A 13,339-nucleotide genomic window follows, 5' to 3' on the forward strand; every position below is an offset into this window, starting at 1 on the left:
TTTTTACATCATTATTTGAATAAGATCGAAAAAGAATAATGAGTAGTGATTTCAAAATATTTAATATCAATAAGTTAACTATAGCAAAATAGACAAATGTGTTTACTGAATCTCGATTAATATGCATACCGATCACTATCGAAAGCTCACAAGGCCGCCCACAATAGCCGCTTCTTTAGTAAACAACACATTCGATTTGGCACTCCCCCTATCCCAACATTTAAGTTGCTTTTTGCACCCATAACCATAAGAACAGCACACCTTCCATACTCAAATCAGCCAATAAGGCCTGTTTTGGTGAAATTTTCACCAAAACACCCCAAAATAGTCACCACTTACGGCTAGAATTCTTTTATAATCTGCGCCCATCTTTTTCCTAGTTGCCTGCACGAGCAGTTACTGGGCTAGAGAACACGGTCATCTGCTTTTAGGAACATAGAATGTCATTTTCATCACAAGGTTTTTCATCAGAAATCGTACAAGCGCTTACTGAGTGTGGTTATGAAAAGCTCACCCCTGTCCAGCAACAAGCGATCCCTCATGCTCGTCGTGGACACGATATCCTTGCGCACGCACAAACGGGAACGGGTAAGACAGCAGCATTCTCTTTGCCAATCATCCAACAATTGCTAGATGCACCACAGCAAGTTGGCCGTGCAACGACTCGAGCACTGATTCTGGCGCCAACGCGTGAGCTCGTGGATCAAATTGCCAACAATATCGCTGACTACACTAAGTATGTTGATCTAACAGTGACCGCTGTTTACGGCGGCGCTAAGATGTCATCTCAAGAACGCAAACTTGAGAAAGGTACTGACGTGTTGGTTGCAACCCCTGGCCGCCTAATTGAGCACATTGAACTCGGTAACCTCAACCTCGCAAACCTTGAGTTCCTAGTATTCGATGAAGCTGACCGCATGTTGGACATGGGCTTTATCAGTGCTATTCGCACCATCATGAGCGGCATCGCAGGTCACCCACAAACTATGCTGTTCTCGGCAACCTCTTCAGCGCAAATGAACGCGTTGGCACAAGACCTTCTTCGTAAGCCGAAGCGCGTTATCGTTAATGAAGAAAACTCAACAGCAGCAACGGTTTTCCACGTGGTTTACCCTGTTGATGAAGAGCGTAAACTAGAGCTACTGTCTGAGCTCATCGGTCGTAAGAACTGGCAGCAAGTTTTGGTGTTCGTAAACTACAAAGAAACCGCAAACGAAGTGGTTAAAGAGCTTAAGCTTGATGGCATCAAGGCCGTTCTGTGCCACGGTGATAAAGCACAAAGCTCCCGCCGCCGTGCACTAGAAGAGTTCAAATCTGGTAAAGCTCGCGTAATGGTTGCGACAGAAGTTGCAGCACGTGGTCTTGATATCCAAGGTCTTCCTCACGTAGTGAACTACGACATGCCATTCTTGGCAGAAGACTATGTTCACCGAATCGGCCGTACGGGTCGTGCTGGACAACAAGGCCATGCCGTTTCTTTTGTTAGTCGTGACGAAGAGCTGACGCTGGTTCAGGTCGAAAACCTGATTCAACAGCGTATCAAACGTATCCAGCTTGCGGGCTACGAGCCAAAAAGCCGTGATGCCCTACTGACTAAGATGCACAGCAAGCCTGCTTACAAAGATCGCCAAGGTCGTAAGAACAACCCTCAGCAGGAGCAAAGCTCTGCTGAGCGCCGTTTGAAGATGATGCGTGCAATCCGCAATAAATCTAAAGGCGCGTAATAACGCCAAAGCCTTTTGAAAACGCCGCTGCGTAAAACGTCAGCGGCGTTTTTTTATCCCTGTTTCTCCAACTCTAGATCTCCCCTTTGCTGTTATGTTATAACATTTCACAATTTCAAATTTGGTAGATGTAGATATGGCGAACCCTTCAATTAATCAGGTACTTCTCGTTGCTGGCACACATGGCAATGAGCTATCAGGTCTTTACTTACAAAAACTCATTCGAGATGGCGTGTATCAGGCCGACCGGTCAACATTTCAGATCAAGAATACGGTGGGTAACCCTCCCGCAGTGAAAAAGAATACCCGTTTCATCGACATAGACTTAAATCGAGCTTTTTCGTCTGCTGACTTAGAATCTGACGCCAACGAAAAACGTTTAGCGGCAGAGTTTGTTAAGCAGCATGCCGACAACGAAAATCAATTGATCATTGACCTACACAACACCACAAGCAACATGGGTGCAACGCTGATTCTACTATCAAGCGACCCCTACTACGCAAGGATGGGGGCCTACGTCAAACAGCGCATGCCCGAAGCGAATATCCTGTTTGAAGACCGTAAATCATGGATCGACCAACCTTATTTATGCACGACAGGTCACCATGGGTTGATGCTTGAGGTCGGTGCACAAGCTCATGGCTCGCTTAAATACGAGACGCTAGAGTTAATGAAAAACTTGCTCACCGCGGTACTCGACTATATAGAGAATACCAATCTAAACAATGCACTAAAACTTAGCGATTATGACGCTTATGGTTATATTGAAGAGGTCATGTTCCCGCTCGATATTGATGGGATGCGCCTTGCGACTGTCCATCCAACACTCTGTGGTAAAGACTTTGTCGCGGTTAAGCCTGGAGAGCCTATCCTAGCGACGTTCCTAGGCTACGATGTACATTGGCAAGGCAACGAAACCGTCTACCCACACTTTATAAATGAGAGCGCCTATTGTCAGAGCAATATTGCGATGGCGATGGCAGAGAAACGCACCGTACGGGTGAGCTAGAGACTAAACAGGCGGGACTAGAACCCCGCCTGTTTACTTAATTAGTGATACGATTTCTAAACACTGGCGACACAGGCAAGGAGCCGCTGTTCGATAGCATCATCAAGCTTATCCGCAATAAGCTCAATTCGGCTTTCCGCACAATCATCCAGCTCCATTTCAGTTATCCCGTCTGAAGTTAGGTTGTAGCCAAAAATACCCATATTGGTGATAAACACCGCTTTCATGCGCTCAACCTTCAGGTCTAAAAGCAGCAGTGCCAGTTTTTGACGGTCAAACACTTTATCTGGTGCAAATCGCCAGCCAACACTCTTAAAGCCTTCACCTTCATTCTCTGCCTTTAACATACCGCTCTCAGGCATTGGCAATTCTGAGGCTAGCGGTTTTGATGAGTGATGATGGTGGTGATGATGGTGATGATGGTGATGTTGCTCATTCGCTAGTGTTGCGCCTTCAAAGGCTGAAAAAGGGATATTTCCGTGCTCTGCAAATATCACTTGCGCATCAGGATGCCCCACCTGCTCAACATACCCTTCCAGCAGTTGCTTCTCGTCAGCTTGATACAAATCGATTTTGCTACCAACAACGGTATCAGCAATCGATATTTGCTGATTGAATGTCTCATGGTTGGTGTAACGAGTATCAGAAAGCTTTCTGGCATCAACAAGCGTCAGCGTTTTTTGCAGCGACAACACTTTTCGATAGTGTTCAGAGGATAGAACTTCGAGTACTTCTTTTGGATGCCCGAGCCCTGTAGGCTCAATAAGCAAACGGTCTGGTCTCGCCTCATGCAGTAACTGGTTAAGCGCGATTTGCATCGGTAGCCCCGCCGCACAGCACATACAACCACCTGGTACTTCTCGAATGAAGACCTGTTCGGTCTCGCCGGATTGACCTTGCACTAAGCTACCATCAACACCAATCTCACCGAACTCGTTGACGAGCACAGCCCATCGCTCGTGCTCGGGCTTATTCTTGAGTAGATGTAAAATTGCCGATGTTTTGCCGACACCAAGAAAGCCTGTAATGATGTTGGTTGGTACACTTTCTATGACCGTGCTCTCAGAGCTCATTTGCGATTCTCCTATAGCCTTGTACCAACGTGTGGTTTGCTGAAACAACAGACTCAGAGAAAGCGGAATACTTAGGCGGTACTCGTGAAATGCTGTTGAGGTCAAAATCAGCACCAATGTTCGTCATTGGCGGCACATGGAAGTTATCTGGTAAGTCTAGTCCATCGATAACGCAGTTATGGCGGATGACACACCCTTTGCCAATGACTGTATCAAATACAACTGAGTTAAAACCAATAAACGCATCGTCTTGTACCTCACAAGGACCATGAATAATCGAGCGATGAGCAATGGAAGAGCGCTCACCTATGGTCACGGCTGCGCCCGCTTTTGAGTGAATCACCACACCATCTTGAATATTAGTGTCTCGTTTAATGATGATTGGCTCCATATCACCCTCATCATTCACTTCATCCGCTCGAATCACCGCATAAGGACCAATAAAGACATTGTCCTCAATAACGACTTTGCCGCAGATGATGGCGGTAGGATCAACGAACGCCGTTTCAGATACGACCGGCATATGACCCGTTGGGTTTTTTCTTAACATATTGGAATCTCTACAACTTCCTGATTAACGGCTGAATGATAGTGGCATAGCATTAGAATCAACGAGCACTGGCTGAGTATCGTCAAACACCATCTGACCATTTACCCACGTACGCTTGACTCGAGAGGAGAAAGAATGCCCAGAGAATGGTGACCAGCCGCAATGGTAGAAGGTATTCTCATGCGTCACTGGGGTGACTGAATCACAATCAATCAGTACAAGGTCAGCGAAATAACCTTCACGGATAAACCCGCGATTCTCGACACCGTAGCGAATAGCTGGGTTATGTGCTGTCTTTTCGACCACGTCACTAACACTCAATCTGCCATAGTGAACGTGATCCATAAGTGTAAGTAGAGCGTGCTGCACCAATGGCAAACCCGCTGGTGCTTTATCGTATTCAACCTGCTTCTCTTCAAACGTATGAGGAGCATGGTCAGTCGCGATGATATCGATTTGACCCGTCTTGACCGCTTGAATAATCGCATCACGATCACTTTGATATTTCACCGCAGGATTACACTTAATCAAGTTACCCTTCTCGGCATAGTCTTGATTAGTGAACCACAAATGATGCACACAGGCTTCTGCAGTAATATTTTTCTCGGCCACAGATCCCGCCTTAAACAAGCTCAACTCTTTTTCTGTTGTGATATGCAATACATGCAGCTGACTTTGGTGTTTCTTCGCCAGATCGACCGCGTAGGATGAAGAGGCATAACATGCTTTGTCATCACGCAATAAAGGATGATCGTCAATGGTGAACTCAGAGCGAGTCTCAAGCAAACGAGCTTTGTTCTCGGCGATCACAGCGCCGCTTTCACAGTGCGTCACAATCAATACCGGAGAATCACGGAAAATCTTATCTAACGCTTCCGGATGCTCCACTAAGAGATCACCGGTTGATGCCCCCATAAAGACTTTAACACCACAGTGTTTGCTAGGATCCAGTCTTTTGATCTGCTCTAAATTGTCTTCTGTCGCACCAAGATAGAAGGCATAGTTGGCGGCAGAGTTTTTTGCAGCAATAGCGTATTTCTGCTCAAGCGCTTCGATGGTTGTGGTAGAAGGGCTAACGTTTGGCATCTCCATATAACTTGTGATACCACCAGCGACTGCTGCCAGTGACTCTGTTGCAATCGAGCCTTTATGAGTGAGTCCAGGCTCTCTAAAATGTACCTGGTCATCAATCATACCAGGCATCAAGTAGGCCCCTTTTGCGTCTATCAATTGCTCATTAGGCAGAGCACTAAGATTTGCCGCTACCTGCTCAATACGTTGTCCTTTGATACGCACGTCCGTCTCTCGAACTTCACCTTCGTTGACCACTTTGGCGTTAATAATTAGCGTTGATGACATGGGGTGACTTTATCTCCTTAATTGGTTTACTTGCCGACATCTGCGGCACATTGATCACACACACAGTTAATCTCTAGCTGAGGGCTAACCACGGTAAAGCCTTCTTGCTCTGCATTTGATTCTAAGTTGGTGATCATTGATGGATGTATGGTCTGTTCGACAATTTTGTCGCACTTACAACAGATCAGAAATTGAGGGATGCCATGCTCACAATCGCGATGGATATGAGCACATGCCACATACTTGTTCGAAACATTAAGTCGGTGAACCAAGTGTTCTTCTTCTAAGAACTCGAGCATTCTATAGGCCGACATTGCCTGAAGATTTACCCGGTACTTCTCGCGCGCAAAGTCTATTAACTCATAGACAGAGAGTGGCTTGCTAGCACTCAACAATATAGACAGCACTTGCTTCCTTTTCGCTGTCAGTCTTTTTCCCTGAGACGTGCAATGTCGCTCAGCATGAGCGAGTAGGTCATTAATTGAACTCATTAGGTGCACTCATACATTTATATTACTCACTTATAAAATGTTATAACATAACAATTGAAACAACCCAATAGTCTCATTGCATCGACATCTTTTGTCAGATATAAAAAAAGCGCTCGTAAAGAGCGCTTTTGGAATCAGTTACTATATTGTGTTAGTACTTAACTTCGTAGCCTAAGTAAATACGACGACCTGGCGCAAAGTAGTAACGAGAGTTGTTACGCTCAGCTTGAGCATAAGGCGTCATGTACTTCTCATTAAGTAGATTCTCTACTGCCACGTTGATAGTACCAACTGGAAGGTCGTAGTAAGCGCCCATGTTCATTAGGAAGAAGCTTTCGACAGCATAACCTGCACCACTGGTGATCTCGTCTGACTTATCACGAGCACCTGAATACAGAAGGTTTAGGTTATAGCGACCATAGTCTTGCGTGTCATACAAGAAGCTAGAGGTGATCTTAATCGGCGCAATGCGAGTACCGTCAAGTGGTTGCCATTCGCTGTCTCCATCCAGCTTACGCTCACCCTCTTGCCAAGAAACAGTATTGTCGTTTCGTAGATTTGGCATGATGTCAAAGCCTAATGTCGCCTCCACACCCCAAACGCGCTCAGGTGCCCGAGTGCTTTCTAGGCGGTTATTGGTTTCATCGTAGTTCAGTGTTGAACCAAGATCTGAAGAACTGTAGAAGCCTGCCAGAGAGTAGTCAGCAAGACCCACTACACCACGAAAACCAATTTCGTAGTTATCCGTCTTGATTGGTTGAATCGCGCCTTCAACGTTATCGCTATCACCGGTACGAATTGCACGCAGAGCTTCGTTCGTTGACATACCTTGTGCAAACGAGGCAAAGACTTGATGGTTATCCGTTAAGTAATGAGTCGCGCCAATATTAAATAGGAACTCACTAATATCAGGATTACCACCCTGAACCGCTTTACCAGCGTTAGCATGGGTATTACCTACGATAAAGTCATCCACACCAAGACGCACATACTCATAGCGTACGCCGTATGAAAGCGTCGTATTGTCTGTCACTTGGCTGGCAAACTGGCTGAAAGGTGCAATCGCAAATTGTTCAACATCTGGCGTATTGTTGTAGAAACCAACGCTGTTTGGTTGCTTAAAGCTTTGCTGCTCTACGTCCATACCCCACGTGATGTCTGCCCAGCTTACCATGCTCGAGATGTTAAGCTTCATGCCGTAACGATCAAAGTCTGTCATGTTGTGACCGTAGTACGTTTGACCTTCTGTCGGAGAGCCTGGGACATTGTCCTTCATTGCCAGCGTAAAGGTCTCGGTATCTTGAGTCATCCAGTAACCCGTGACATCTAGCATACCCCACGCGAAACCAATATCTTGATAACGCAACTGGTAATTTGCAAAAGTACGCTTAACATTATTTGGCTGGGCTGGACCGTTCACACCAACTTTACCGGCTACGTTGTTGTTGTAACCCGGACCACAATGCACAGCTTCCGCTGGTTTGCCCTCAGCACCGTTACCACCGGTAGCACACCATCCATCGTTATCTTCCATGCGGCGAACACCGAAGTTAAATGTCAGTGAGCGCTCTGCATCGAAATCTCGGTTCCAAATACCGTTCAGGTTAATATTGTCCATGTCATCAGCGTTGTTTACTGATGGAAGACGGTTACCACTTGCGTCGTAGCTACCACCGCGCTGATCATAACCAAGACCGATACGCCACTGGTCAGTATCGTTACCGCCTTGCGCTTCTTGGTACACATTCCAGCTTAGTGAATCACTGCCAAATTCTTGGAAGTTAGTACCCACTTTGGTGCGGTACTGTGTTTCACCTGCTTCTGGACGCTTAGTGATCACGTTAATGATACCGCCCTGCGCACCTAGACCGTAAACTGCACTACCACCACGAATAACCTCGATACGCTCAACGTTTTGCGGATCGATGGAAGAAAGCTCTTGTCCAAAGTCTAGGAAACTGTTGTTTTGTGATACGCCATCAATCATTAGCAGAACACGACGACCACGGATTTGGTTTTGACCTTTGCTACTCAAATTACCGTGCACTGAGGTACCCATACCCGGTACTAGCATAGAAAGCGCTTCGTTGATGTTACGACTCTGATCCATAACTCGACTTAGCTGCTCTTTCTCGATTACCGTTACCGAACGAGGCACGTCGCTAAGTTTCTGTTGCGAACGGCTTGCCGTTACAACCATGGTTTCATCTGTGTTTGCAGTTTCTGATGCATATAGCGAAGGTGCAGCCAGAGCTAACACACTGCCAATAGCTAGACTTAGGTTGGAGATTTTCACAATACTACCCGTGATGTTTATAAAAATTCGCGACACATTCTCAGAAGCTATCAAACCCAATTGAGTCTTATTATTATTTGTCTGAGAATTAGAAGCGTGCTAGTCTAGCAGCTTCTCTATTAATGTAAATATCAATGATAACCATTCTTATTCTGAATGTTTTTTAGCCAACTTTCCCGAATTGCTACTCTTCTTGTCGCAGCACTCTCAATTTCCAGCTTTGCCAGCACTGAACTCATCGATGATGGGGGCAGGCGCATTGTATCGTCGGGAGAAAATGTTTCGTCGGAGCAAAAAGCTCCTAGAGTCGCCAGTATTTCTACGTTTGGTGCGGAGTTATCGTTAGCGCTCGGTATCCAGCCAGTCGCTGTCTCAGCTTACTCAACCACGTTTCCAGCCTATCTGCGTTCGTTAGAATCGATTCCGTCTCTGGGCTCGCGTGCCCGCACTAGCTTTGAAGCGCTATATAACTCGAAACCTACCATTGTGATTGGGCTCGAGCGCATGATTTCACCTTACTATCAACGTTATGCGGAAATCGCTCCGACATACGGCTTCGACCTGATAACCCTCGAAGATAGTCTGCGAGCCGTCGAGGTGGGTTCGGCAGCATTAGGTCAGCATGAACAAGGTAAACGCATCAACCAGTGCTTTTTGAGAACGCTCGATAACATGAAACGGCAGATCATCGAGAGTAAGGGAGACAAGCCATTAACTGGTATGTTCCTTACCAGCGCAGGTGTGACGCCTAGAGCTTACTACTCTGATTTTATGACGGTATCTTTGATGGAAGGTCTAAACATCCAGGCTGCAAATGGTGCCTCACCTTACTCAGCAAAAACACCGTTTTCTGGGCAGGTGGGTCTTGAATGGTTAATGAAACTCGACCCTGACGTGATCTTTATGTACGACAGCGCTGATCCCCAGTTCACCCAATCTAAGGTGTGGAAAAACCTAAGTGCTGTTAGAAATCAACGTGTCTACCGCGTGGATATGACGTGGCGTGAAGCCGAGGGACCTTATTCAAGGCTATGGGTCGCCATGGACATTGCATATAAAACCTACCCTGAGCTATTTCCCGCACCGACGCTTGCAAAGGTTGAGGAGGCACTATGCCTAGCACATTAACCTCAGGTTCAACGCAGGTTCAAGAAAGCGCAACGGCAGCGTATTGGAAACTACTCGTATCGGTTGTAGGATTTTTCCTCATTACGCTCTGGTCATTGACCGACGGCATTTATCAGTATTCAATTTCTGATCTCTGGACGTTTCTCACCACCGCGAGTACATCAAGTGAATACCTAGTGTTTTGGGAGCTCAGACTACCACGCACACTCATTGCCATTATTGGCGGAGCGTCTTTGGCTATCGCGGGTCATCTAATGCAAGACATTGTAAAGAACCCGCTAGCATCCCCCAACCTGACGGGAGTTATGTCGGGCGCCTCGCTGGCAGTCCTAATTGCAATGATGTACGCCCTACCATTACCTATGATCGCATGGGGGGTTATCGGTGGTTTCATTGGTGGCATCACGACACTGTCCATCAGTTGGAAGCAAGGGGTCACACCGGCTCGTCTAGCATTAGCAGGCATCTCGGTAAGCGCTTTCTGTCAGGCCGCAGTAACTTATATCTTGCTTTCTGATCGTGTTGATAGTGAGTCTTTATTTTTCTGGTTAACCGGCAGCAACGCGGGCGCAAACTGGAACGTGCTTTGGCCTCTCGTGATGGCATTTGTGCCTATTTCAATCTTGCTTCTAATTTGCCAGCGTCAGCTAGGGTACCTACTTCTAGACGATACGGTAGCACGCAGTGTCGGTGTCGCTATCAACCAGTATCGACTGGCGTTTGGATTACTGGCGGTGATACTCACGGCCGCGTCTGTTGGCGCATTTGGTCCGGTTGGATTTGTCGGGCTCGTCGCACCACACATTGCTCGAATGCTAAAAGGAAACATTGTTATTTCTGCCCTCATCGGCGCTAGCCTGCTCACCGTTGCTGACTACTTCTCTAGAACGTTATTGTCTCCGCTAGAAATCCCAATTGGAGTGCTCACCGCAGCGATGGGGGCTCCGTGGTTTCTGTATCTAATCATCAACCGAGCAAGGGTGTGACTATGACAAGCCATACGAAAAAATCAGGAATTCTTGCTCTAAGTTTACTCGCTCTGATTATTACCCTGATGATTGTGATGATCCCAAAGGCTCACTGGCAAGCAGGTCACGCCTTCTGGACTCACGGAACCTACCATCCTTTTTGGTCAATCACAGTACCGAGAATTTTGCTTGCGCTGATGGCAGGTTTGATGCTTGCAGTATCCGGATACTTACTGCAAACCACGCTTAAAAACCCACTTGCTGATAGCGGCATATTAGGCGTCAATGCCGGCGCTTCTTTTGGCGCTGTTTGCGCGCTTCTCTTGCCTAGCTGGTTTGGTTGGAGTATCAGTACAGAAAGTGCGCTTGTGTCTTTCTCAATGTTGGGTGGGCTGTTGGCAACATTGCCAATACTGGTGATAAGCCAACTCGCCGGGACTTCATTAACCCTCCTCACTGGCGTGGCGATGACGGCGATTATCGGTGCACTTAGCTCTGCGCTAATCTTTACTATCGGTCAAGGCAAAACCGATCTCGCACTACAGTGGATGGCAGGCGGATTGTACGGGCGTGGCTGGGAGCAAATCGGTTATTTGTTGCCTTGGTTTATTGCCACGTTATTTTTCGTTGCTCTTGTCTTCGTGCCGCTAAAATGGGTTCGCTATGATGACAGTGTACTGCGTGGTATTGGCATTAAAGGTCCAACACTTCGCATGTTACTGCTCGTTGGTACGGCATTGATTACAGCACCTGCAGTATCGGCCGTTGGTCCTATCGGCTTCGTTGGTCTTGTGATCCCCCATATGGCTAGAATGCTCACCAACAATGAACCATTACACTCGCTACTTACCACTATGCTGCTCGGCAGCATCTTTCTAGCAGGTTCTGATTGGCTTGCAAGAACCCTACTCTTTCCCACGGAGATCCCTGCAGGCGTGATTACCGCATTATGCGGCGTGCCCTTCTTCCTGTTTCTATTAAGGAGAAACTCATAATGTCAGAACTTCTCGCATCTACTCAGGTGAATAGCAACACTGCCACACTTGCGGGTAAAGGGTTGGTGTCAGGGTACCAAAATACTCTGATTCTCAATGGCGTCGATATTGAGCTAAAAGAAGGTAAAGTCACGTCATTTATCGGACCCAACGGCTGCGGTAAGAGTACACTGATGAAAACCCTGACAGGTGCCATAAAAGCGCGCTCTGGTGAGGTCAGCTTTTTAGGAAAGCCGTTAAGCGATTGGAAGCTTAAACAGCTCGCCAAACACATCGCAATATTGCCGCAGCATCCAGCAGCACCCGAGGGAGTAATGGTCGAGCAACTCGTTGCTCTAGGGCGAGTTGCGCACAAAAAGTGGTATCAAGGTAATAGCGAGCGTGACAAACAGGTGGTGTCAGAATCTCTCGCATCGGTTGGACTCGCAGGTTACGAGCAACGCGTCGTCAGCACGCTATCAGGTGGTGAACGTCAGCGTGTATGGCTCGCAATGTGTCTAGCACAAGAGGCAAAGTGGTTACTACTCGATGAACCGACGAGCTATCTTGATCTTGGCCACCAGCTAGAGCTTCTCGAGCTATTGCAAAGACTCAACAAGGAGCGCGGTCTCACTATCGTTTACGTACTCCATGAGTTGAGCCAAGCGGCCCAATTCTGTGATGAGCTCGTCCTGATGAAAAAAGGACAGATTCTCAAGCAAGGTTCACCGTTAGACGTACTGACCGAATACACACTCAAAACTGTGTTTAAAGTTGAAGGGTCAATGCAAATTATCGACGATAAAGTGTTTTGCCTGCCAAAAGCATTTGTTAGAGAGGACAGTTAATGAGTTCAGTAACCCAATCGACCCCGATTGATGTCGAAAAAGCGATGTTAAGCTTTCAGCTCACTCTAAAACAAACCTATCCAATCTTGAGTGACGCACCGAAATCACTTAAAGGTATGCAGGGTCTACTCAATCAACACGAGCCTTTTTTCCGACTCTCTATTGAAGACTCGCCTTCGGGATTTCCGGCAACGACATGGTTTGAGCAAGAGTTTTCCACTGCCGTGACTGCCTTTAGTGAGTTTATGCAGACCAAGAAGCCGTTCGCAGCGCCCATCTGGCAAAAAACGCTCAATGCCTGCCTGTTCACCTCTTTGATTGGCTTGAGACTCAGATTTAACTGCGTGCCAGATCTCTCATTTGAAGATCTACATATAGAAACCGGGGACGATCATCGTGTATCAAAATTGTCTATACCCGCTGACACCAATGTATTTGTACTTGCAGCTCAATCAGATGTTGCTAACTCCACTCCGGTGTCCAACCATGATGCATTAGATAAAAAGCTCGCGGAAGTCATTACACGCTTGGGTGAAGCGATGCAGCCGCACTTCAAATCTCAGAAAGTCGCAACGAAGTTATTTTGGGGAAATGCACTTTATGCGTGTGGGCTAGCATACTCAAAGCTCTTTAACCGCCCCATAGATACACAGGTCACCAACGCTGATTTGTTCATCCAGAACCAATGGTTTCAATCGTTGAGTAACCAAGTACAAAACAAAGGCGGCGAGTTAAATGAAATCAAGAAAGTTGAGTTCAAAGGCTTTCAAAAGTGGTTTGTGCGTCGCGAGACTTGCTGCTTGAAGTATAAGATTGATGGCAAAGCAAAATGCACAACATGCAACCTTATCGAGCCAGGTGAACAGATTGGTATGGTGCAAACAGCACTTAAACACACCCTTTCACAAGGCTAACTGCG

Annotated in this window: 12 protein-coding genes; 7 read left to right on the forward strand and 5 right to left on the reverse strand. The window is 46.8% G+C overall.

The window, feature by feature from the left end; translation table 11 throughout:
• Window positions 1–440 precede the first annotated feature (440 nt).
• A complete protein-coding gene (locus AC6I8U_RS11250) occupies window positions 441–1,724 on the forward strand; it encodes a DEAD/DEAH box helicase (RefSeq protein ID WP_234494148.1) in 1,284 nt (427 codons plus the stop codon).
• A 136-nt stretch (window positions 1,725–1,860) separates the two neighbouring features.
• Window positions 1,861–2,733, forward strand: a complete 873-nt coding sequence (locus AC6I8U_RS11255; RefSeq protein WP_498016910.1) for an aspartoacylase — start codon at window positions 1,861–1,863, stop codon at window positions 2,731–2,733.
• A 56-nt stretch (window positions 2,734–2,789) separates the two neighbouring features.
• On the opposite strand, the gene AC6I8U_RS11260 is transcribed toward AC6I8U_RS11255, so the two are convergent.
• The 5 genes from AC6I8U_RS11260 to AC6I8U_RS11280 all read right to left on the reverse strand — a co-directional run bounded on the left by AC6I8U_RS11260 (window position 2,790) and on the right by AC6I8U_RS11280 (window position 8,502).
• Window positions 2,790–3,806, reverse strand: a complete 1,017-nt coding sequence (locus tag AC6I8U_RS11260; protein ID WP_498016911.1) for a CobW family GTP-binding protein — start codon at window positions 3,804–3,806, stop codon at window positions 2,790–2,792.
• Window positions 3,796–4,356: an LbetaH domain-containing protein gene (locus AC6I8U_RS11265; protein WP_498016912.1), complete on the reverse strand. Its 561-nt coding sequence runs from the start codon at window positions 4,354–4,356 to the stop codon at window positions 3,796–3,798. Before AC6I8U_RS11265 ends, AC6I8U_RS11260 begins: the two co-directional genes overlap by 11 nt.
• A 24-nt stretch (window positions 4,357–4,380) precedes the next feature.
• Window positions 4,381–5,715: a dihydroorotase gene (locus AC6I8U_RS11270; protein ID WP_498016913.1), complete on the reverse strand. Its 1,335-nt coding sequence runs from the start codon at window positions 5,713–5,715 to the stop codon at window positions 4,381–4,383.
• A 26-nt stretch (window positions 5,716–5,741) separates the two neighbouring features.
• On the reverse strand, window positions 5,742–6,206 hold the full coding sequence (locus AC6I8U_RS11275) for a Fur family transcriptional regulator (protein WP_498016914.1): 465 nt from the start codon (window positions 6,204–6,206) through the stop codon (window positions 5,742–5,744).
• A 151-nt stretch (window positions 6,207–6,357) separates the two neighbouring features.
• Window positions 6,358–8,502, reverse strand: a complete 2,145-nt coding sequence (locus AC6I8U_RS11280) for a TonB-dependent receptor (protein WP_498016915.1) — start codon at window positions 8,500–8,502, stop codon at window positions 6,358–6,360.
• 156 nt (window positions 8,503–8,658) lie between these two features.
• On the opposite strand from AC6I8U_RS11280, the gene AC6I8U_RS11285 reads away from it, so the two are divergent.
• From AC6I8U_RS11285 to AC6I8U_RS11305, 5 genes are read left to right on the forward strand one after another with little or no spacing between them, the layout of a single operon-like run.
• Complete coding sequence (locus AC6I8U_RS11285; protein ID WP_498016916.1) at window positions 8,659–9,630, forward strand: ABC transporter substrate-binding protein; 972 nt, start codon at window positions 8,659–8,661, stop codon at window positions 9,628–9,630.
• Window positions 9,615–10,616 (forward strand): FecCD family ABC transporter permease, encoded by a 1,002-nt coding sequence (locus tag AC6I8U_RS11290; RefSeq protein ID WP_498016917.1) that lies wholly within the window; start codon window positions 9,615–9,617, stop codon window positions 10,614–10,616. The genes AC6I8U_RS11285 and AC6I8U_RS11290 overlap by 16 nt, the downstream gene beginning before the upstream one ends.
• Window positions 10,617–10,618: 2 nt before the next feature.
• Complete coding sequence (locus AC6I8U_RS11295) at window positions 10,619–11,593, forward strand: FecCD family ABC transporter permease (protein ID WP_498016918.1); 975 nt, start codon at window positions 10,619–10,621, stop codon at window positions 11,591–11,593.
• Window positions 11,593–12,420, forward strand: coding sequence for an ABC transporter ATP-binding protein (locus AC6I8U_RS11300; protein ID WP_498016919.1), 828 nt, complete (start codon window positions 11,593–11,595; stop codon window positions 12,418–12,420). Before AC6I8U_RS11295 ends, AC6I8U_RS11300 begins: the two co-directional genes overlap by 1 nt.
• Window positions 12,420–13,334, forward strand: coding sequence for a (2Fe-2S)-binding protein (locus tag AC6I8U_RS11305; protein ID WP_498016920.1), 915 nt, complete (start codon window positions 12,420–12,422; stop codon window positions 13,332–13,334). The genes AC6I8U_RS11300 and AC6I8U_RS11305 overlap by 1 nt, the downstream gene beginning before the upstream one ends.
• Window positions 13,335–13,339: the final 5 nt, after the last annotated feature.

It is taken from the genome of Vibrio sp. KUL80, assembly GCF_059725495.1.